19 protein-coding genes and 1 pseudogene are annotated in these 20,660 nt (G+C 45.2%); 1 reads left to right on the forward strand and 19 read right to left on the reverse strand.

What is annotated here, in order from left to right:
• Positions 1 to 122 precede the first annotated feature (122 nt).
• Positions 123 to 488 (forward strand): annotated as a pseudogene (locus L3J94_04780) (transposase).
• 128 nt (positions 489 to 616) lie between these two features.
• Here the strand turns inward: L3J94_04780 and L3J94_04785 are convergent.
• The 19 genes from L3J94_04785 to L3J94_04875 form a co-directional block, all read right to left on the reverse strand.
• Entirely contained in the window at positions 617 to 1,492 is an 876-nt protein-coding gene (locus L3J94_04785) for a sulfotransferase (protein MCF6218069.1), read from the reverse strand.
• Positions 1,493 to 2,110: 618 nt separating this feature from the next.
• The gene (locus L3J94_04790) at positions 2,111 to 2,335 is read right to left on the reverse strand and encodes a hypothetical protein (protein MCF6218070.1); all 225 of its coding nucleotides are present in this window, start codon (positions 2,333 to 2,335) and stop codon (positions 2,111 to 2,113) included.
• 5 nt (positions 2,336 to 2,340) lie between these two features.
• A complete protein-coding gene (locus tag L3J94_04795) occupies positions 2,341 to 3,468 on the reverse strand; it encodes a glycosyltransferase family 4 protein (GenBank protein ID MCF6218071.1) in 1,128 nt (375 codons plus the stop codon).
• Positions 3,458 to 4,183: an acyltransferase gene (locus tag L3J94_04800; protein MCF6218072.1), complete on the reverse strand. Its 726-nt coding sequence runs from the start codon at positions 4,181 to 4,183 to the stop codon at positions 3,458 to 3,460. The genes L3J94_04795 and L3J94_04800 overlap by 11 nt, the downstream gene beginning before the upstream one ends.
• 27 nt (positions 4,184 to 4,210) lie before the next feature.
• Positions 4,211 to 5,272 carry a glycosyltransferase family 2 protein gene (locus L3J94_04805; protein MCF6218073.1) on the reverse strand — a complete coding sequence of 354 codons (1,062 nt, stop codon included), beginning with the start codon at positions 5,270 to 5,272 and terminating at the stop codon, positions 4,211 to 4,213.
• A gap of 189 nt (positions 5,273 to 5,461) precedes the next feature.
• Complete coding sequence (locus L3J94_04810) at positions 5,462 to 6,454, reverse strand: hypothetical protein (protein ID MCF6218074.1); 993 nt, start codon at positions 6,452 to 6,454, stop codon at positions 5,462 to 5,464.
• A 206-nt stretch (positions 6,455 to 6,660) separates the two neighbouring features.
• Entirely contained in the window at positions 6,661 to 8,067 is a 1,407-nt protein-coding gene (locus L3J94_04815; GenBank protein ID MCF6218075.1) for an oligosaccharide flippase family protein, read from the reverse strand.
• Between the two features lie 87 nt (positions 8,068 to 8,154).
• Positions 8,155 to 9,438, reverse strand: a complete 1,284-nt coding sequence (locus L3J94_04820) for an O-antigen ligase family protein (protein MCF6218076.1) — start codon at positions 9,436 to 9,438, stop codon at positions 8,155 to 8,157.
• A gap of 1 nt (position 9,439) precedes the next feature.
• Positions 9,440 to 10,588, reverse strand: coding sequence for a DegT/DnrJ/EryC1/StrS family aminotransferase (locus tag L3J94_04825; GenBank protein MCF6218077.1), 1,149 nt, complete (start codon positions 10,586 to 10,588; stop codon positions 9,440 to 9,442).
• Between the two features lie 85 nt (positions 10,589 to 10,673).
• Complete coding sequence (locus tag L3J94_04830; GenBank protein ID MCF6218078.1) at positions 10,674 to 11,843, reverse strand: glycosyltransferase; 1,170 nt, start codon at positions 11,841 to 11,843, stop codon at positions 10,674 to 10,676.
• 41 nt (positions 11,844 to 11,884) lie between these two features.
• Positions 11,885 to 12,586, reverse strand: a complete 702-nt coding sequence (locus L3J94_04835) for an SGNH/GDSL hydrolase family protein (GenBank protein ID MCF6218079.1) — start codon at positions 12,584 to 12,586, stop codon at positions 11,885 to 11,887.
• Positions 12,570 to 13,163 carry a hypothetical protein gene (locus L3J94_04840; GenBank protein MCF6218080.1) on the reverse strand — a complete coding sequence of 198 codons (594 nt, stop codon included), beginning with the start codon at positions 13,161 to 13,163 and terminating at the stop codon, positions 12,570 to 12,572. Before L3J94_04840 ends, L3J94_04835 begins: the two co-directional genes overlap by 17 nt.
• The gene (gene nadE / locus L3J94_04845; GenBank protein ID MCF6218081.1) at positions 13,164 to 14,129 is read right to left on the reverse strand and encodes an NAD(+) synthase; all 966 of its coding nucleotides are present in this window, start codon (positions 14,127 to 14,129) and stop codon (positions 13,164 to 13,166) included.
• 58 nt (positions 14,130 to 14,187) lie between these two features.
• Positions 14,188 to 14,436 (reverse strand): acyl carrier protein, encoded by a 249-nt coding sequence (locus tag L3J94_04850; protein MCF6218082.1) that lies wholly within the window; start codon positions 14,434 to 14,436, stop codon positions 14,188 to 14,190.
• 23 nt (positions 14,437 to 14,459) lie between these two features.
• Positions 14,460 to 16,406, reverse strand: coding sequence for an asparagine synthase (glutamine-hydrolyzing) (asnB, locus tag L3J94_04855; protein MCF6218083.1), 1,947 nt, complete (start codon positions 16,404 to 16,406; stop codon positions 14,460 to 14,462).
• A gap of 9 nt (positions 16,407 to 16,415) precedes the next feature.
• Positions 16,416 to 17,489: a FemAB family PEP-CTERM system-associated protein gene (locus L3J94_04860; protein ID MCF6218084.1), complete on the reverse strand. Its 1,074-nt coding sequence runs from the start codon at positions 17,487 to 17,489 to the stop codon at positions 16,416 to 16,418.
• Positions 17,490 to 17,528: 39 nt separating this feature from the next.
• Positions 17,529 to 18,413 carry a DUF3473 domain-containing protein gene (locus L3J94_04865; GenBank protein ID MCF6218085.1) on the reverse strand — a complete coding sequence of 295 codons (885 nt, stop codon included), beginning with the start codon at positions 18,411 to 18,413 and terminating at the stop codon, positions 17,529 to 17,531.
• A complete protein-coding gene (locus L3J94_04870) occupies positions 18,413 to 19,780 on the reverse strand; it encodes a hypothetical protein (protein MCF6218086.1) in 1,368 nt (455 codons plus the stop codon). Before L3J94_04870 ends, L3J94_04865 begins: the two co-directional genes overlap by 1 nt.
• Positions 19,781 to 19,816: 36 nt before the next feature.
• Positions 19,817 to 20,650: an XrtA-associated tyrosine autokinase gene (locus L3J94_04875; protein MCF6218087.1), complete on the reverse strand. Its 834-nt coding sequence runs from the start codon at positions 20,648 to 20,650 to the stop codon at positions 19,817 to 19,819.
• Positions 20,651 to 20,660: the final 10 nt, after the last annotated feature.

Raw genomic sequence — 20,660 nt, forward strand, 5'->3', positions numbered from 1 at the left:
CTGGCGCTCTGTCAGTGCTGTCGTGCCTGCTTCTGCTTCATTCATTTCTATGCTCCGTGGTGATTGAGTATCACAGGGTGGAGGGAAATGGCTCAGGTTGGTAGGGTGGGGTTGATTTGGCGCTTACTTATGACGCCAAAGTCCTGCTGGGGAAAGAAGGAAAAAAACAGACACAAAAACCACTCCGACTCGTGGGGTACACCGTCGATGGAATAAAATACTGGATCGCCACCAGCCGCTTTGATCTTTCCGCTGAAGATGTTGCCCTCGTATATAAGCTACGCTGGGAGATCGAAACGTTTTTTGCTGGGTGGAAGCGTCATCTGCGCGTTTATCATCTTATTGCGCGTAGTGAGCATGGGTTAATGGTACAAATTTTATCCGGCTTGATCACTTATCTTCTGTTGGCTATTTACTGCCATGAGGAACATGATGAGTGCGTTTCTATAAAGCGCGTAAGAGAGTTGCGAACCAAAATTCTTAATGAAACTCGAGAGTCGCAGGTTGCACCACCCAATCCTGGGGACGTAGACTCTCGAAATTCGGAGAGTTTGCATGCAAGTAGCTAACCGGACACTACTGATGATAAATACCACAATGGGTAAATATATTTTACTCAACCCCGCTTAGGAAATGTATATCCATAACTATCCAAAACACCACCTGCAACTCGCTCAATAGCCTCAACGTCTTTTGGAGAAAGTTTCCCTAAACTATGTGCATTCATGTTCATGATCTTGGAGTTAAATTCATGAACACTCCAGCCTCTACTAATAATTTCCATAGGCATTGGTGAAATATCAAGAAACTGGGTAATCGTATTCAGCGTATCGACTGGGTGTTCGGTAAAATCCTCATAAGTGACCGTTAAAAAATTGGTTAGCCCCCCCTTATCTGCTTGAGCAATTTCATCTGAAAGACGCCACTGTCCAGCACATAAATCTATAGGATACCCTCCATTTTTATATGGGCTACCCCAGCGCTTATAGTTAGCCTTGCGCTGAATCCCCTTCGAAACAGCATAGCCATTCCGGACAATATAAATAAAATAGGCCGGCTTAAAATATTCCTGGAGATATGGCATTCTGGTTAAATTGGAGATAGACTTTTCAATGAGATTTCTTGAATCACTTGGATACCAAAGCGACCAGTTTCGCTTTATTTTCTCCGCAGACTCAGCTGCACCAGGCTCATTGGGATCGATATTTACATGCTCAAAACATTGCGACCACATTCGAGGCCAACCCTTTTGCTCCGGATATGGCAGCTCGTCCGTTAAAAATGCCCCCTCATTTAACATGCCAGACAACAGGGGATGCTTTCTTAAAACACTTGCCAAAAGCGTTGTTCCCGAATTATAACAACCAACAATAAATATCCAACGATCAGGACTAAGCTCATGCCCAAAAGGTAACAAGCAACGCTGAACCGATGATTGCATCAATAGCGTTAAATACACTTTTTCAGCATTTTTTTTCAGTAATTTAAACATCGTCTCCCTATAATTTTAGCACTTTATTATTGGCAGCCACACCTAAGGAAATCCTGATTAAGTCTGATCAGACTCCAAATCCGAGATACAAAAGGATTGTGCGTAATATTTCAATGCTGACATGTCTACCAACCTGAATTCAAGTAATGTTTGCGCACTAACACTAAAATCAATAGCGAGCCTTTGCTTTAAGCAAAGCACCTGCCTTGACAATTTTCAAAAAAATTATTTGCCTTACTTATCTGGAATATCTTAATCTGTGCATGTATCAAGATACCCAAGTTCAAAATCACCTGCTCCATACTCAACATAGGGTTGACCCGTGCGCTTAATTTTCCGGGGGTCATCACCAAGAATATTTCGTTTGTCTCGCTGATCCCAAGAACCCAGTGTAATTAATTTATACAGCTCATGCGCTTTTAAGAGTGAGTAATTGTTATAGCCTCCGCAAGACCAGCAGATTCAACTTCTTAACCATGCGAAGAGAGCAGCTTGCATGTTTCGCCACCACCAATCGAGGAATACCCGCCAGTTTCGCTGGCTAATAACAGTGGATCAATTGTGTAATATGGAGCACATCGGGCTTCACTCGTTTAAATAATTGATAAAACCGATACCTCACGACCAAGGCAGAAAAAGTGCCACCGCCCATGCCATAACAGGGAATATTGCTTTTCTCCAACTGGGTGTGAATCGGGCCATTTTCGCCATTGATGGCAGATACAGACACTGCCCCCCAAGCTGGCTTATTTTTTCAGCAATCGCTGCAGCCAAGCGCCCTGAACCACCAATTTCGAAGGCATAGATAACCTCCATGATTCGTTTATGATTCTTTTCACCCATCACAGTTATCCATTTTCAAGAAGCTCCTGGTAGAGTGTGGTAATTTTTTTGGCGCGCTGCGCTGGTGAAAATTTAGGGTAGAGCATCTCATACCCTTTTTTCGCATACTGAGCACACAGCTGTCGACTACTGACTACTGCGCTAATGGCTTCAGCCAGCGCCAAACGGTCACCCGCAGGCACCACTCGCCCATTAACACCATCCTCTACAATTTCACGAACACCGCCTACATCAGTCACTATAACGGGCTTTCTGGCTGCTTGCGCCTCCAATACAACGTTAGGCAATCCCTCACTATGCGAGGGCATGACCACTATATCTACAGCCTCATAATAATCCTGCATCGCACGCTGGTAACCACAAAACACCACCTGGTTACTAATTCCCAGCCGCTCTGCCAGCGCCTTGAGGCTTACCCCCTCTTGACCGTCCCCCACCAGCATCACTTTTACCTTGGAATGCTTTGGCGTCACCCGGGCAAAGGCTTCAAGCAACACCTCCTGCCCCTTTTCCGGGCTGAGCCGACCAAAACACCCCAACACCAGATCATCACTGTTGAAGCCATGCTTGATACGGGTAGCAGCCCCGCCAATTTCACCCGGCAGCTCACCCTCCTCCACCGCATTAAGAATCATTGAGGTCCTTTTTTTCACCCCACGAAAGCTGCTAATACGATCATAGAGTTTTGGCGAAACAGCAACGGCTATATCTGCTCTTTTTAGGCAGAAGCGTTCGATTTTATTGTAAAAGCGAACTTTAGCATTCTCATTAGTCCAACCATGCGCCCAAGCAATCCACTTAAACCCGAACAGCCTAGAGAGTACATAAGCGATTACATGCCCTTTATATCCATGGGTCTGGATAATATTACACTTTTCATCCCGATAGAGCTTTAGCGCCTGCTTAATGAGTGCTGGATCGAGCATTGCTTTCTGGTAAAGCAATCGATAGTTGGCACCCTCTTTCTCAGCAACCTCGGCAAACTCTGACTTGCATCCGATGTTATTCGTAAAGTTAGCCAACACATAGTCAAAGCCATGCCCCGCCTTGGCATGGCGAATAAATTGAAACAGACCTTTCCCAGGCCCACTCAAGATCCTCGACGCAAATATAATAAAAACGTTAGGTTTCATCGAGCGTGTGTCTATATTCATCCAGACTTTTTACAATCTTTGCCGGGTTGCCCGCTACGATACAGAAATCAGGAACATCCTTAGTCACCACTGAACCCGCAGCGACAATCGAAGCCCTACCAACCGTCACTCCTTTCATAATCAAGCAATTCATTCCAATCCACGCATAATCTTTAATCTCAATATCACCACAGCCACTCTCGTCGGGTGACTCATTATTAATGCGCCGGACAGGGTCCAGGGGGTGCAGATCATACCCTGCCAGTGAAACACGATTGGCAATCAATACATTACTACCAATAGTGATTTTTCTTCCTACCGCAATGCCCATTTGATACCCCAAATGGGTATTATCTCCAACAACAAGCTCAGGGTGGGGGTAGACCTTACTGCCAACAAAGGTTGCTGCACCGTGCATCGTCACGCCATTTCCCACACGAAGCGACAGTAAATCATTCACTTGCGGCATACCGCCAATTAAATGCAACCCTGAGCCGCAGCTTTTACAACACGTTTTGAATAAAGGCTCATAATAAAAAAAACAAGTGAATTTATCCCAAAGTGCAAGCCGTGAACGGCGCTCCCCCGCCAAGAACTTGTGCAGAGGCCAAATTACCGGCATATTTATTTTTCGTAACCGCTTTCCAGCCTTGTAGACACCCTCCCAAAAGGGGGTCTCTCGTTTACGTATTTTGTTCAGTAGCTTTTTTATCATTACCATACGCCTGTTAAAAAATTCACTCTAACGGTCTACTCGAGACCAGGTTACCTTTTGCGTACCCAATAAATTCTTCCAGAAGCCAATAAAAAACGCCGCATTTACAGCTGAAAAATAGTATGGGATATAGACAACTGTACGCTCACGTAAACTAGGCAACAGTGCGCCAATCACCGCCAGAAAATAGAACGCCACCTGAAAAAAGAAAAATAGAGTGAAAAACTTACCCTCTGCCAACAAGAAGGCATTGCTAACGAAAAGCGTAATCATAAAAAATGGTGACAACCAACGTAGAAACTTATGTGAAATAAAGAATATTGTGGCGGTAATATTGCTAAATGGGCGCTTGAGAAACTCAATGTGTCTTAATATCTGAAATCCACCCGCCGCAATTCGAGTTTTGCGGCGAAATTCCTGAGCTACTGAGGCAGGCACCAGCTCCTCAGCCACTGCTTTAGGCTCATAGATGATCCGGCTTCTGTTCGCTAGCACTCTCATTGCCAAGTAGAAGTCGTCCAGAATAATATTGATTGGAACGCCATTGACAAAGCGTCTTCTAATCGCAAACATTCCCCCGTCAATACCCACCATGGTATGTACTTTAGACTCACTCTTCTGGATAAATCGCTCATATTTCATATAAGCACCTTCACCCAAGGGCTCGCCACTCTCCATTGCAACTAGCTCAACCCGCCCACTGACCGCACCACATAACTCATCAGAAAAACAGCTCGCTAACTTTTCAACAGCATCAGACTCAAAAAATACATTGGCATCAGTAAAGACAATTACATCACCGGCTACCCGCTTTAACCCCTGGTTAAGCGCATTTGCTTTACCCATTCGATCCGTCACTTCAAGCACCGTAAGGCGCTCATCGTCAAAGCTCTCTGCAATCTCCAGTGTTCTGTCACTTGATCCATCAGAGATTACGATTATCTGCAGCTTCTCATGTGGGTATTTTTGAGACAGCGCATTTTCAATTTTTCTGCCTATATATTTCTCTTCGTTATATGCCGCAATAATCAAGCTGACACTTGGCAACTCACCACTATGAGGCGGGCTATTTTTTACAAAAAAGCCCACTAACCACAAGCTCAGAGGATAGAAAAAGTACATGTAACACAGTAAAAATAAACTGCATAAAAAAAGAACCAACAATATCATCAGCATACATTCCCTATCTAATAGATACGATGCACCCCATTAGAAGCATCAACTAATAACAATCACGCTCAGCCTGCAACAATCCTTGCTGTCAACTCTATTAGCCAGTCATTTATTTTGGGTTGGCTCACAAATAATGCTGTAAATAGCATTAATGGATCCGGGAGGAAGAATAAACTCGTCTATCTTGCATTTTTTCTCAAGATCATAAGCCACAATACGTGTTTTAGTAATATGCGAACGTCCACTTAAGATATCACGTGTCCAACTGATATTTTCTTTCACTTTGGTAGGACGTAGGTGACTAAATGCCACGTAAGCCACATTCTTCTCTATCGCTAGTCCACGACACCACCCTAGCGGCCTATTAACGCCTTCAATCTGTTTGAGGTCAACTCGTTCAACAACCTTGAACGTCCTCACATCAACGATCACAATCTCACCGTACACACACGTAAAATAGAGGAAGTCTCCAATCAAGTGTCCATCATGAATACCAGCCCCACCTATATCTATTTTTTGAGTGAAATCTTCAAGATTAACCACATCTTTCTGCACTAGGCGCGTCACCCAGATACTATTGTTTAAATAAAGCAAGAAATTAGGGTGACAGTCGTGGGGTTTGGTTGAGTGAATTTTCCTGTAATCAACAGTACTGTCATATCTGTGCCATGGATCCTTATCCTCGACATTAATAACCCGCTCCAAGGCAAGCGTTTCTCTTGAAAGAATGGCAACAAGATCCAGCCCCGTTGAGACGACTCCTATTTTAGTACCGATAGGCGTAACATGATGGACGTTTTGAAAACAAGGGTATGAGGCCGTACGTTTCAACTTCAATTCAGGATATGAGTACTCAAATATCTCCGTCTCAGTGCATAGCCATAAACTATCGCCATCTAATGTTGCTGCAGTAAAAAGAAAATTTGGCGACTCATCAGGGTAATTGATTTTTGCATCATCGAGCACAACGAGATCAGTCAATGTTTTTGAGTTCATATTCAGGCGCAATAATTTTGCTGACTCAAACCCCCGACCATCACCATGATTTGCATTTTTTCTACGCTCCAGCCCCCCGGTCAACAAAAAAGTCTTATCCATTGTTACCACCTTTAATATCCACTCGTTTTTCAATTATTCACTGCGACACTACCGAAACTGAATGATACTGGAATTTATCTTAGAAATCAGCTGAAAGCACCATATTAAGACCTATGCACGAGATGAATGGAGGGTAAAAACAACCAAAGCTCCAATAGCAAGCTATTACTCTCTCGCAGAAGTTTCATATTCTAAAAACTCTTTAACTACCCTTTTTTCGACTGACGCTTTTGAATCATCACAACAACAGCCTTAATATCATGCAGCTTTACAAATCCCACCAGCACCAGCACCACTAGAAAAGTTACCATCAAGGTACTTTTGTAGAGCAAATTGAGTAATAGTGAATCCAAAACGATTAACCGCCCCAAGCCGATAACCAGCACAGCAACAACAATCAACTTAACCATACCACGCCACTCCCAACGAACTGTAGAGAACCGCTGAGAAACGACAAACGTTACAATCAATACGTATGAGAAGGAAAGCAGCGTCGCCACTGCCGCACCCACAATCCCATACTGCTGAATAAGAATATAATTGAGAATAAGACAAACAACCGCCGCCGACGAATGAATATACCCAATAGCCCCTGTTTTCTTTTCTGCATAAAGAGGTGTTGCCATAACACGCGCCAAGCCACTCATCACATAAGCAAATGCAATAAAGGGAACAACCACCGCCGCCGCATAATATTGGGGCGTTGTCATCAACTGCAACACCTCTTCTATAAATATTGACAAGCCTAATGCGCAAAAAACCAGCAAAAAACCAAGCCCAGATAAAACCTTGTTTAAAACCTCATCCCGATCTGGGTGGCGATACACCTCAAACATTTTGGCGCTCCAAACCAATAAAAAAGGCCCAATCAATAGTGGGCTAATTAAAAAACCAAACTTATAACCTATAGCATATAGCCCAACCTCTTCCAGGCTTCCTAATTCATTCAGGAAAAATCGATCCGATGAATTCAGAACAAACAGCCCTATCACTCCAGGGATTAGTGGCGCGCTATAAATAACCATCTCTTTTGCAACAGCAACATCATGTTTAATGCCAACCGATTTTATCGTCGAATACAACAAGGCCAAACAGACAAACCCCGAAACGATAGCATTTGCCAACAACACACCAAACACAGACATTTCGAGAAATACCACCATCCAGATGGTAAGGCAGACCGTTAGCAGCACTTGTATTAATGTAATGACCACAAACAGCTTGCTTCTATCTTGGATTCGAATGTATAACAATGGAATCTGGGTAATTATACCAAAAACAGAGGTGATAAAGATCGTCTGGAAAAGATATGCGAACTCGGTACTATCAAAAATTAGCGATGATAGATTGTCGGCAAAAAAACTCAAGCTTACATAAAAAAGAATCGCTAGCACCGCAACCATAAGGATTGAAGTACTTATCACCCGACGCTTCGCTTCAGGGGTTTCTGCCGCGTCATGAAACTTGGCTACTGCATGTATGAGTTGGAGGCCTAGCACCAGTGAGAGGACATCTACGGTCAACACCAACATCTCCAGCATACCATAATCCACTGGCTCCAAATAACGCGTATAGAGCGGGATCAGCAAAAAACCAATCATTTTTGAAAGCATAATCGCAAACCAATATATTGCAGAGTGCGATATCAACTTCTTCAATACTTGACCAGATCCACTCACAGAGAGTCTACCTTTACTAATTTAGCCACTTCTATACCTTGCTCTTGTCGCTCCAGCCGCCACATTACCCTCAGCCGTATCAAGTTTATTTTTATATGCAATAACACCAATGCAGTGCGTGAGAATAAAAAGGGAAAATAATAAAGTTGAGTACGCCTGTGATAGAAAAAAACTGGTCACAAAGCAGCCAAGCAAGGCCCCTTTGAACCCAATGAGATAACATTGAAACTCCAAAGCGTCCTCCCCTTTATAGCCCCCTGCTACCGTCAACACTTTAATTGACCGAAGGTAGAGCCACAGAAAGATAAACAGACCCAATAGACCCAACTCGGCCCCCACTTGAATCAGAGTATTGTGCGCTGTTTGGTAACTTCCGCCAAGAATCATACCCTGTGCTGCACCGAACGCACCCGCCCCAACACCATAGGGATACTGGAGAATCAACTCAATCCCATCCCCCCAAATTGCCAAACGTCCGCGCTCAGAAGTTACATTATAATCATCTGAGGGGTTAAAGATCGTTGCGATACGGCCCCAGTATTCATCGCTGGAAAACATTGCCAAGGCGGCGACCGCTGATAAGATAAGCACTATTTTTTTAAAGGAGAGGCGCGGCTTTTTCTCCTTCGTTTGAGTAGGAAGGCGTACTAACAGCAAATAACCTGCTACGGCAACCAGGCCAAGGAATCCTCCCCTTGAACCCGTCAGCACAATAGCAAAGAGCATAATGGCAACAACACCGCCGTAGAGAAGCTTAGTGCGGGCGCGAGCCATAATAAACAGCATAACCACTAGTGGTAAAATCGTGACTAACACCATGGCCAAATCATTGGGGTCAAATGTCATACCCACGCTCAGCCTTCCCGTCGCCCCCAACGTGACCGTTGTGTAGGCTAGCGTCGCTCCGCTAAAGGCAAAGCACTTCACATAAAAAGAGAGTGATTTAATATCACGCGTGGTTTTAACCAATGCATAGAGCAAAATCGATGTACCTAGAAGTGGGCCAGTTAGTAACTCAAAACTTCTTGCTTTATAGACCGATACCGTTACGCTCAGAACAGCCAAAAGAAGATAGATAATACACAGTACCACTATTTTATTTGGCGGTTTGATGCTTGGGCTTTGCTTGATTGGCTTCATAAACAGCACCGCCAGCAGCACTACCGCTACCGTTATTTTACCTATGGGGAGGTACATCAAAAATGGAAAAAGCTCGTGCAGGCGCCCCAGCGTCACAAATAAGTACATAGCCACCGCATAAAGGGCAAAACGTGAAACTTGACTTTCTTGTGAGTTATCAACCACGTTACTCTCCAACAAGCCAAGCAACAACTTGACGACGTACTGATGCGTTCACAAGTAAATGTGTCGGCAATGTGACTAAATGATTTGAGACAAAATCAGCACCGGGAAAATCGTCACCATAATTCAGGCAAAACCCCTTAATTTCCTTCAGCTTATGCAACCCCTGAGGGTACATTTGTGATATTCCCAGCTCCCTACCCGAAAGTGATTTATTTTTTCTCGACAGCTCAATATCACCCTCAAGGTAGCACGGAAACCTGATTGGAAATGATTCACTCTTTTCCAAGTGAGCCAACAATGAAACACGCCCACATTTTTTTAGCCTATTAAAATAAAAACCAGCGCACTCTCTCCGAGATGCCTTTAATGTGGGTAACCTCTTCAACAGCCTCTGAAGCAATAACACTCTAAGCCGCCCCATTCTTTCCATGGAGATATAATCGGGATAGACCGTTCTTCCTATGCCAAGGAACGGTAGTCTGGCAGGCAGCCAGAAAATGGAGGGTTGAATCAACAGATCATTCATCAGCATCATCAACGCAGATTTAAGCTCTCGGATCCGACCTGGCATAGGCATCACTTTATGACGAGATGTAAGCTCCGCACTGATTTCATCACAACTTACTGCCAAGATACCACCACCATTTGTGCTAATTGGTTTGCCACGGCCAAAGCTATAGACGATGATGTCAGAAGTCATCACCCCTCGCTCTGGATCAATACCTGACTGTGCTGCATCTTCGACCAAATATGCACCAACACTATCTGCCAGTTTGCGTGCCTGATCGATGTCCGCACTTTTACTGAAAAAGTGGGTTGAAATAATGCACAATGTTTTATCATGAACAACCGATTTTAATTTCTGATAATCGAAATCAAGGGTCTCTGGCACCACATCACTGAGCACCATTTTTAGGCCTGCCTCTTCAATAGAGGCGGCAACGGAATAGCAAGTGTAGGCTGGCACAACAACCTCGCACTTGTCTTTTTTCAGTTTCGCAAGCACTCTGAGTGCTGTAACCAGCGCCGCCTTGCCACTGCAATAGTCATAAACAGCACAGCCGCCAAACAGCTCAGGCTTCATTTCAGAGTTTTTGTTCATTAACGAGGAGAGTAAGGCACCGACAACGCTGCCCATCCCATGAGTCATTCCAACTGCTGGCACACAATAAAAACTCACTTAAGGATTACCCCACAAACAAACATCATATGACCACACATCAACCCCCCCCCTGTCACTCATCACATGATTTCAGGTATGAAATCATCTCAGCAGATCTCGCTGACCATGTCTGATTTTTCATGGTGTCGGAGATCGCCTGTTTAGATGGCAAATAACCACCGGCAACTACCTTTCGAATTTCACTGACAAATTCATCCGCAGTTGTCGCCACAAATACGGCACTATCAATATTTTTCACTTCTTGTTGATTTGTGCAAACCACAGGGGACCCCGCAGCCAGGTACTCACGGACCTTAGTTGGATTGGCAAATTGATTTCTCCGAGTGTTTGCATAGGGCAAGATGGCAACATCGAAATGTGCAATATATTGGGGTAACTCATCGAATGGTTTCATCCCCAGGTAGTGAATATTGCCCGCCTGAGGCACCTCGATACCCTCTTCAACAGGACCTATCATGACAAAGCTATATTCAGGCAGTTCTTTGGCCGTGTAATTGAGTAGATCCAGGTCAATATGTTCACCAATCAGGCCAACAAAACCGACAATGGGCCGCGAAAACAGTTTCATCTCGTGAGGGGTTTCACGGGAAAACTGAAGCGCTTTACAAAAGTGCGGGTAATCTACACCGTGAGGAAGATAATAAACATGTTCGTGCTTGGATTGTTTCTGCTCCTGCAGCGCCCTTGCCGTCACCAAGACCACCTCCACCTGTTTTAACAACTTATCTTCAAGCTGCTGAACAAGTGTCGCATCCATGCCTGCAATTGAAGCATATTCATCAGCGCAGTAGTACGCTTTGACTTTAGCGGGAAGATCATCCAACACAACCGTGGTCGAGGGGCAGGCCGTAATAACATAGGGTTCCGCAATATTATAGTGTAGATAGGCCTTTCTAAAGAGACGTTTGAGTATCTGCCGGTTTATCCACCTGACCAGACTATATTTGAAGAGGGGGATTGTAATGGGAGTGATGACATGAATATTTTTTTGCTCTTCATTTTCACCTACCGCAGCCTTTTTTCGATCAAAAACAGACTCTTTAAGCTTGCTAACAATACGCTTGGCATCCCCCAGATTGAGCTTGGGCGCTCTCATTCCCAATGAGTTAACCCACAAAATATGGTAACCCTCTTTCTCCAGCTCCTTGGCTAAATATTGCCCTGTACTATGGTGCCTGCCCCAATCCTCACCAAAAAAAATGATCCACTTCCTGTCTGTCAAAATCTAAACGCCTGTTACTTAAATTAAGTGGCTAAAACAAATCACTTTTCTGAGCGATCGGCCTTAATTTTCGATAAAAAGTCGCCACCTACCTGATCCAAAGCTTTATAGGCTTCAGGATTCAAATGCACATGGTCTCCCCGGTCATACTTAGGATCCATATAGCGATTTTCATTTGAAACACGCAGTGCCGCCTCTAAATCCAGCACCGCCAACCCCTGCTTTTCAGCAACTTCGCGTAACCAGTCATTGTAGGCGGTGAGTTGTTTCATTTTGTTGGGCTTACCCATCACGCCTTTAATCACGCTTTTTATTTTGCTTGTTAGGCCAGTTTGCTCACTGACGGGTACTGAGGTCGCAAACACGACATCAATGTTCTTTTCAGCCAGTTGCGCTGTCCATTGCGTGATTTTCTTTTTATAATCAGCGATATCTCCCGGGAAATAGACTGAACACTCTTTTATGATGACCACATCGGGAAGTTCGTTGCGACTGATAAGCTCATCTATTGCGGATGACTTATCGAATGAATCATAAATAGCCACAAATTCCAGATTAAAACCATCGGCATCGACACGTTCAGCAAGCTCATCAAACTTCCAACCATTGCCAATTGAGGCGCCGACAAGTACTACATTGATATCGTTATCTGGCATCTTATCCTCCACGGCCATAGAAACACTCGCCATGAATAAGCTACCCATAACAAAAAGAAATACGTTAAATTTATTTTTTAGATACAACGGTTGCCTCCTTTTTTAAAAAACGTGCTGGATTACCAATAGCAATGGTTTTCGCTGGCATCGGCTTGGTAACGACACTACCCGCAGAAACCGTGCTATCACCTTCAATATCGGCCATCACTAAGCTGCCTTCACCCAGCCAAGTCTCATTGCCAATCTTTATCATTTTATAATTAACTTGGGAAGTCGTATTTCCTTCGTTTTCCATATCATGTTGGTATTTCCCCCCCATAATGGAAACCCTGCTTGAGACAAGAATATTATTTCCTAGGTCAGCAGAGCCGATGATTGAAAAACTGCCGATCACAACACCGCGCCCAGCGCTGGCAGTGGGATGGGCAAAAAAAGAGGCAAAACCAACCACCAAGTCATATTTACATTCAGTAAGGGTAACGCAATAGAACGAGGTTCGAAGATATTGGCCTATTTTCCCCGGTACCAGACTGAGCAACTTCGCAGAGAAGCTGAACATCTCTTCAGAGCCAAATAGCTTGTAGATAAGCCAACTTGAGATGGAAAGCGGCCATGTCAGCAAATGCATCAGCCAGACAACAACGCCCTTTAACTTATACGACATTTAACTACCTATCCCCACCTCTTCGAGCAACAGCGGCTTCATGTGATGATAGCGGGTAGCGGCGCGCTTGGCCTCAATATCCTTATAGATGAAATTAGCGTGGTCTTCATCTGTAGAGAGCGCGGTGGCCAGCTCAGCAGCGGGCACATTATGGTTGTAACTCCACAGAGCGATATCCATCTTGTCATAGGGCAGTGCGTAGTAAAACTCATCCTGCCCCTGTGGCATGCTGTAGGTGTCTGTTGAAGGTGTAGAGTTGCAGATCTCCTCTGGCAGCCCCAGATATCGGGCCAGTGCATAGACCTGAGTTTTATAGAGATGGGCAATCGGCTTTACATCAGCTGAGCCATCGCCATTTTTCACGAAAAAGCCTTGGTCATATTCAACTCGATTGGGGGTACCCACAACCGCATAATTTAATCGATCGGCATGAAAATATTCTACTGTTTTGCGAATACGCTGTTTATAGTTGGTGGCAGCCACTACCTGCAAATACTCTTTTAGGCCCATGCGTTTTTCTGAGATTTCGCCCGATGGGGACTGTACTACCAGATTGAAGTGATTAATCGTCCCCTGTTTCTGACCGGCGATGGCTATTTTGCACTTCCAATCATCACTGTACTCCGGAAATAGTTTTCGAATCGCCTCATCTCGCCAGCGGTAGCAACCGATCGCTTCCAGTGTAGGGCCAATATTTTCCATCATATGATCCAGCCCATATTTATCCACCACCAACTGGCCGTAAGAGACGCTCTGTGAAGATGAGTCATGTTCCGGCATTAAAATACCAAAGACCCGCTTGGCGCCCAGCGCCTCAACACAAAGCGCGGTACAAACCGCGCTATCAACCCCGCCTGAGATTCCGACCACCAAACCACGGCGATGTAGTTTATTTCTTAGCAGCTCAATCAATCGATCTGCAATTTGTTTAACTTCTGCCTGCTCATCTATTTTTAACATATCCATGATAATTCCGCCCTTCTACGAACCACTTTTAAATTCACTAACAATGAATTTATTTAATTTAGCTTGCTGTTTTTTTGCTTATAAAAGCAGCAATGTTATTTACAGAATCAAAGTTTTCAGGAATCATCTCATCATCTTCCACTGCAATGCCAAAGGTCTCCTCCAGAAAAAAGATAACCTCTAGAATTCCGGTCGAATCAATAATTCCTTTCTCAATGAATGAATCATCATCACCCAATGCTGACATATCGTCGGTAAATAGATAGTTTTCCAGAATATACTCTTTTACCTTATTTTCCACGCTCATAGATTCACCTATTAAATTTAATATTATTTAACTGAAAACTTCTCATGAAACTGCTCAATGAACAGGCTGTGCCATATCTGCGTAGAGAGTATGCCGATAAAGGCCATATTATCCTTATGCCCGATAGCCCGCCCTTTTTTCACTTTCTTAACCAATAGCTGAGTCCTTTTCGGATCAAAATAGCCAAAACGTTTCACTGTTGATTCTGAGAGCAGCTCTTCGACATAACCCGGCAACCTGCCTTCATGACTGAAAGCGGCGATATCGGGGGCACGGTAAGGCTGTTTATAGCGCTTTACGATATTAGATGGGAGGTATTTCCCCATCGCTTTTTTCAATAAAAACTTCTCGTTCAAAACCTTCATTTTGAGCTTTGGATGCAATTGATTGGCAAACTCAATCACCCGGTGATCCAAAAATGGAAAACGCCCTTCAATCGAGTTTGCCATCAACATCCTGTCCCCTTGAGAGCAGAGCAGGTATCCTCCCATCAAAGATTTTGCTTCAATATACTGAGCCCGATTAAAAGAGTGCCAACGGGGCAGTGCCTTCGGCAAGCTATTCCCTATGATATCATAAGGGTTTTCTGCTAGCTTACTTTTTAAATCATCCGAAAAGAACTCTTTACATTTCGCGGTGGTGACCCAACGCGGTAGATGAGAAAAATAGGCCAGATTGGGTTGTTCAAGCCCCATTCCAAAGAAGTTTTTCAGATAAGCCTGCCCCTGCCGCTTGGATACATCCAGGTAGGGGTAGAGGCGTTTTAGCAGCGCGGCTCTAAAGGCTGAATCACTGTTTTTAGCCCAAAACTGGCGGATCTTTGTCTCTTTAAAAATATCGTACCCACCCAGCACTTCATCGGCACCCTCGCCGGTCAGTACCACCTTGTAGCCCTGCTGGCGCACCAGACCAGAGAGTAGCCGCATCGGCACCGGTGCGGTTCGTAATACAGGGGCTTCTGTATGCCATATGGTATCAACAAAGTTATCCGCCACATCACGGTTTGAGCAGATAATACGGCTATGGTCAGCCCCTAGGTGTTGAATCAGGTCATTCTGATAGGATTGTTCATCCAGACCAGACTCTTCAAAACCGATGGAGAATGTCCGAAGGTAGGCATCACTGTGGTTGTGAATAATCGATACCAGCACCGATGAATCCAGGCCACCGGAGAGATAGGCACCCACCGGGACGTCTGAACGTAATCGAATCCGGGTAGAATCAATCAGAAGGTCGTGCAGCTCGCCCGCAAGCTGCTCATCACTGCCACTTCGGTACTCTCCGCTAGCATCCGGGAAGCTCCAATCCCAGTATCGTCGGCAGCTGATCGCGCCGTTTTTTACGGTTAGTATCTCCCCCGGAGTGACTTCATTGACGCCCTCAAACAGCGACCCCGGGCTCACGGGCGACCAAAAAGTCATCAACTGGTCCAGTGCTGAAAGGTTCAGCCTTGGTGAACTATCGAAGGTAGAGAGAATAGATTTAACTTCGGATGCAAAAACCAGCCGCTCATGGGTCTGTTGATAGAAAAGTGGAACAATTCCCAAGCGATCACGAATCAGCAGCAGAGTATTGTTTGGTGCATCCCAAAGAGCGATAGCAAACTGACCATTGAGGTGATTCACAAAATCATCACCATACTCTTCGTAGAGGTGCACAATAACCTCGGTATCACTCAGGGTGTAAAAGTGATGCCCCTTCCCCTCTAACTCAACCCTAAGCTCAACAAAATTAAATATTTCACCATTAAAGCTCACCCAGATAGAGCTATCTTCATTGTGGATTGGCTGTTTTCCGCCCTCCAAGTCAATGATACTCAACCTGGCATGCCCCAGACCGATGTTGTTTTTCACATAACACCCTAATCCATCGGGCCCCCGGTGATCTATCTGCGCAACCATACGCATAATTTCATTTTCAGATACCGAGCGTTCCGAGTCGTGATAAACAATCCCCGCTATTCCGCACATACAATTCCTTCAAGGTAAATTTTTAACCAGCATCGGCCCTAAAAACTTGGTTAAAGCCAGTGGCAGCTTTTGCCATATCTTAATCGCAAGCTGATACTTAGGGTTGTTTGGATTAAGCTGAGGCAGCTCACCGCCATCCCGCATCCAGTAATGCCAATAGAGCTGCTTTGGTTTTGCTCCCCACTGTTTTTTGAAGCGGAAGGTTCCGCTATCAGTGGATGAGCGCCCAAAATCAAACTGATCAAAGCCCTGTTCAATCGAATACTTCAACACCTCCCAATAGAGGAACATATTGACACCGATTTTATTAACCTCCCGCAGGGTGGATGCCCAAGGAATCTCCATCTGTCCGTTGTAACCCAGCAAAAATGCGGCGGCAACAGGCTTCTCTTCATGGCGTACAATAACAATGTGGACACTATCTGAAAAAGTTTCGATAATCGCCCGGAAGAAGTTTTTACCGTAGACCGGTGTCCCCAAGTCGCGCATATTGCGCGCAAAGACATCGTAAAATTGATCGAGCAACTCTCCTTTACCAGTCAGCACTTCTACGCCTTCGCGAATGGGGCGTTTAATCTGTGAACGACGTTTGGCACCAATCGCCTTCCACAGGATATCGGGGTCGTCCGGCAGATCAAGCAACATCGCAACCTTGTCGAGTCGAGCAGGTAGTATTGATTGCCGCTCCTGCACATCCCTGAACTCGATATGGCTGACATTGAGGGCCTTGCCCTGCTCAATGGCACTCTCCATCAGGGCTTGTTCGGTGCTTTCGTCAATAGCCACCGCCCCCCCGTAGTTAAAATAGGGGAGAGAGACCATGTAGTTTCCAAACAGCATACTTTTAATATGAATAATGGGCAGTACACCCACAACCTTACCTGCCTGATCTTTCGCGAGAAAGCAGTAGTTATGATGACCAAACAGCTGGTTGATCATCTTTGGCGCTGCACTGTGATGGTACAGGCTGCACCGCTCTGATTGCGATACATAGCCATCCCAAGCACTGAAATCGGCACTTTTTAGCCTCTCTACCCGAATCGCCATTTGCCGCTGTGTTGTATCCAATATTTCCTGTTCCATTCACACGCCCAAGGGTATTTTATTGTTGTAATTCATCTGCTAACGGTCTCCAACACTGTCAAAACCCAAACCAGAGAGCACATTTGCCATGGTTGTAAATTCAAAGTCTTGCAGCAATGCCCTGAACCTTGTTTCGCAGCGATTCAGGTTCATATAATGTCGGGTTCGCGACAGCAGGCTTGTCTTAATGCGCGGCTGTTCCGGATCCACCTCCCACGGATGAAGGTAGAAAACAAAAGGCTTATTTTCCTTTTTATTGATACTCGCCAGCATCGATCTTGAAAATGGATAGGGGTAGACTCGAAAATACCCCCCGCCCGCCACTGGCAACTGATAGCCTAGCAATTTTTTGGTCGAGATAGGGAACTCAACAATAGATGAGCCATTACTCAGGGTATGCTGATAAGGGTGTTTAGGGGCATCGGGCACCCCGTAGCGATCGTGATAAACCGGGAAAATACTGGAATCATAGGTGAAGCCAAGATCCCCCAGAATATCCATCGCCCACATCGACTCCTTGGTGATCGAGTAGCTTGCGGCTCGATAACCCTCTACCGGCTTCTGAATAATATCCTCCAGAATCTCTTTTGCTTTGCGGGTCTCTTGGTAAAAAATTTCAGGTGTCTGATTATAGATCAGCTGATGACTGTAACCATGACACGCTACTTCATGTCCCTCGCTGAGAATATCTTTCACCAGTTGCGGTTCTCTTTCGGCCACCCAGCCCAATACAAAAAAGGTTCCTTGCCGCTGAGCATCTGACATCGCCCTCAAAATAACGTGGGTATTTTTAACGACCCGAGACTCATAGTCGCCCCAGTTCGCGTAATCGACATTGGCCGCAAATGCTGAGACTTGGAAGTAGTCTTCAACATCAATGGTCATGGCGTTGCTTATTTTTTTTTGAACCGCTGTCGTCATCATTAAAAACTCATCTCAATAGTGGCCGCAAGCTGCCTCTCTTTATATCCTTCGCTGCCGCCAGACCCCGATCTATTTCGGCTAGAGGCCTCCAGAGAGAGGCTTAAATCCCGGCTAATTTGTCGCTGGTAATCTATGGTTATAATTTTATCTGCTGATACACCCTCAAGCGGATTGGACCAAACCCTGATGTAGTCATATCGGACGCGAAGCGTGTCACTTCTTTTCATCTGGTACGCTGTCAAAAAACGGTGAGTATAAGAACGTTGAAATGAGCCGCCTCCCTGTGATGAACGGTGAGTGCCTGAATTTGAGTATTGAATACGCAGCCGTTGTCGTTGATACGACACGCTAGAAGTTAATGTTTTTGTTAAAAAGATATCATTTCTCACCGAAAGGTAAGATCGAAAATCTGGCTCGACCGAGGCCCCTTCGCTGGGCATGAATGCACGCGTGGCATCCGAGGTGGTCTCCTCTTCATATCCCGCTTCAATGGTGATACGCGATCGCTGGTAAGAGAGTTCTCCGGCATAGCTGCGGCCATAGTAGCGCCCACCGCTTGACAAACTCAGCAACAAGTAGCTTTTAGGTCGATATGAAAACCCGCTATTCCAATAGTATCCTTGTTGTTCGGTGGATAAGCGGCTATTTGTATTTCGCTCTTTTCCGCGCCGATAACTGAATTGTAATTTTGTGGTGTATTGGTAGGACATTTTCAGGTAGATGTCTTGAAATGAACTCGTTGCACCCAACAAACTCACATAATCAACATCTGTTTCACTCCACTTTGCCGATACCGCGAGTGGACCATGGCTATTTCCTGACCCTACCTCTAGAACTTTGCTGTTGATATTACTGCTTGCCTGAGTCTGCCGCTCATAGCGCGAGAGGCCAAAAACATAGTCGAAATCAAGCGTATAATCAGAGTTCGATAGCGATAGAGAGGGGTTAACAAACCCTGTCTGCACTTTTTCAATGTCACTACTCACAACGATCCTGGAGGTTGTCGTTCTGCCGTAGGAGACAGGCTGTCGCTGGATACTGGCACTACTGGCAAAAGATAAATTATTTTGTTGGTATGCTGAAAAATTGACATTTAGATCTTGGTATGCCATATCCAGATTCGAACTGTTTTTTACGATCTGCTTGGTGATACCGTAGTCCGCAGCCAGCTGTATGTCCGCAGACTGCAGCTGAATCAGAATACCCGGGTTGATGAGTGTCACTCTGTCAGTAACCGTTGACTGTTCAGTTAAAAAGAGGTTGTTCGAATATTTCTCAGAGAGCAAAAGTGTCGGCGACACTCTAAAATCAGCCGTCGCAACACTCACTAATAGCAGAGCGGCAACCAGTGTAGCGATCCTCAACATACCATTTCCCACACACACATTCGTCAACCAACCCGGCTACTTGGCGCTGTACTGCTGATAATATCCACCTGATGAGTCGATAAAGGAGCACTTATTCAACACCATGCAAACACTTTTATCCCTGACCATCTCATCAAGTGCCTCCATGACTTTCCCTTGGGGTGTGCTAGCCGCCTCTACTACCATAACAATCTGGCCCACCATATCGGCCAGGATTTTGGCTTCGTTGGAGAGCAGTAGTGGGGGTGCATCAAAAATGACAATACGATCCGGATAACGTTCCGCCAGCTCGGTCACCAGCTGAGTCATTCGTGAGCTGGCAAGCAGTTCAACACTTTGAGCAGAATAGCCCCCCGCTGGCATCAACACCAAATCACTGATATTTGTTCGATACATGACATCGGCAACTGTCATAGACGGATCCCGCAGGTAATCAGCCAAACCAAGCTCATCACTGAGTCCCAGTTTTTTGAAAACAGTGGGGCGTAACACGTCCGCATCGACCAGCAGCACGGTATGATCCATCTCATGGGCCATAATTAATGCCAGATTAATTGCGGTGTATGTTTTCCCTTCTCCCGCGATGGCACTGGAGACCATAATCAAATTTCCGCGCTCAAAAAGTGACGAGCTACTTCCAAAGGCATTATTTATCAGTGGACGTTTGATCTGCCGGAACTCTTCAGAGAGCTGACAGCGGGGCATTTCAGGCGTAATAAACCCTACATGCTCCATCTCTGCAAAGTTCAGCTGTTTGTGCCCAACCTTTGAAGAGAGGAATTTTCGCTTAAACTGCATCATCTCTTGCTCGCCGAGTGTTGGAACAAAAGAGAGCGATTCAGCCGGTTGAGCTGATTTATTTTTATCCATCAAAAATCAC

The organism is Gammaproteobacteria bacterium (assembly GCA_021647245.1).
GTDB lineage: Bacteria > Pseudomonadota > Gammaproteobacteria > RBG-16-57-12 > RBG-16-57-12 > JAFLJP01.

Bases quoted from the DNA above. Each gene is read 5' to 3' on its own strand.
- L3J94_04785 (MCF6218069.1), bottom strand. From the start codon at position 1,492: ATGTTTAAATTACTGAAAAAAAATGCTGAAAAAGTGTATTTAACGCTA.
- L3J94_04790 (MCF6218070.1), bottom strand. From the start codon at position 2,335: ATGGGTGAAAAGAATCATAAACGAATCATGGAGGTTATCTATGCCTTC.
- L3J94_04795 (MCF6218071.1), bottom strand. From the start codon at position 3,468: ATGAAACCTAACGTTTTTATTATATTTGCGTCGAGGATCTTGAGTGGG.
- L3J94_04800 (MCF6218072.1), bottom strand. From the start codon at position 4,183: ATGATAAAAAAGCTACTGAACAAAATACGTAAACGAGAGACCCCCTTT.
- L3J94_04810 (MCF6218074.1), bottom strand. From the start codon at position 6,454: ATGGATAAGACTTTTTTGTTGACCGGGGGGCTGGAGCGTAGAAAAAAT.
- L3J94_04815 (MCF6218075.1), bottom strand. From the start codon at position 8,067: ATGCTTTCAAAAATGATTGGTTTTTTGCTGATCCCGCTCTATACGCGT.
- L3J94_04825 (MCF6218077.1), bottom strand. From the start codon at position 10,588: ATGACTCATGGGATGGGCAGCGTTGTCGGTGCCTTACTCTCCTCGTTA.
- L3J94_04840 (MCF6218080.1), bottom strand. From the start codon at position 13,163: ATGTCGTATAAGTTAAAGGGCGTTGTTGTCTGGCTGATGCATTTGCTG.
- nadE (MCF6218081.1), bottom strand. From the start codon at position 14,129: ATGGATATGTTAAAAATAGATGAGCAGGCAGAAGTTAAACAAATTGCA.
- L3J94_04850 (MCF6218082.1), bottom strand. From the start codon at position 14,436: ATGAGCGTGGAAAATAAGGTAAAAGAGTATATTCTGGAAAACTATCTA.
- asnB (MCF6218083.1), bottom strand. From the start codon at position 16,406: ATGTGCGGAATAGCGGGGATTGTTTATCACGACTCGGAACGCTCGGTA.
- L3J94_04860 (MCF6218084.1), bottom strand. From the start codon at position 17,489: ATGGAACAGGAAATATTGGATACAACACAGCGGCAAATGGCGATTCGG.
- L3J94_04865 (MCF6218085.1), bottom strand. From the start codon at position 18,413: ATGATGACGACAGCGGTTCAAAAAAAAATAAGCAACGCCATGACCATT.
- L3J94_04870 (MCF6218086.1), bottom strand. From the start codon at position 19,780: ATGTTGAGGATCGCTACACTGGTTGCCGCTCTGCTATTAGTGAGTGTT.
- L3J94_04875 (MCF6218087.1), bottom strand. From the start codon at position 20,650: ATGGATAAAAATAAATCAGCTCAACCGGCTGAATCGCTCTCTTTTGTT.